We start from the raw sequence: 663 nt of genomic DNA, 5'->3' as shown, positions 1-663 counted from the left end.
ACCGACATCGCCCCCTTCTCCTTCCCTTCCCCCCCTCTTTCCTCCCCCCCCTCTTCCTCCCCCTTCCCCCCCTCCCCCCCCCCCCCCCTCCCCCTTCCCTCTCCCCCCTTCCCTCCCTCTTCCTCCTCCCTCTCTCCCTTTCTTTTCTTTCTTCCTCCCCCCTTCTCTCTCCCTCTCCCTTCCCTCTCCTTCCCCCTCCCCCTTTCTCTTCTTTCCTCCCTCTCTCCCCTCCTCCTTCCCTTCCCTTCCCCTTCCTCTTTCCCTTCTTTTCCCTCTCTCCTTTTTTTTCCCTTCCCTCTCTCTCCCCCCCTTCTCTTTCCCCTCCTCCTTCCCCCCCCCCCCTTTCTCTCCTTCTTCTTTTTCCTCCTTCTCCTTTCTCCCCTCTTCAGCAAGAACCCTCCTCCCCCTCTCCCTCCCCTCTTCCCTCCCCTCCTTTTTCTTCTCCTCCCCCTCCTCTCCTCTTTCTTCTTTCCCCTCCTCCTCTTCCCTTTTCTCTCCTCCTTCCTCCTTTCCTTTCCCTTCTCTTCTCTCTTTCTTCCTCCCTCCCCCTCTTTCCTCTTCTCCTCCCTCCCCCCTTCCCCCCCCTTTCCTTTCCTTCTTCTCTCCTTTCTTCCCCCCCCTCTCCTCTTTTTTCTTTCCCTCCCCTCCTCTTCCCCTCCTTAT

Annotated in this window: 1 protein-coding gene; it reads right to left on the bottom strand. The window is 58.8% G+C overall.

The genetic code is table 11. The features are described 5' to 3' along the window. A partial coding sequence (locus Tanf_RS16620) for a hypothetical protein (RefSeq protein ID WP_046824698.1) occupies window positions 1-663 on the bottom strand: 663 nt, incomplete at both ends.

The organism is Tannerella forsythia (assembly GCF_001006485.1).
Classification (GTDB): Bacteria; Bacteroidota; Bacteroidia; order Bacteroidales; family Tannerellaceae; genus Tannerella; species Tannerella forsythia.
Note: the sequence above shows the minus strand (reverse complement) of the source record. Positions and strands in the feature narration are given on the sequence as shown.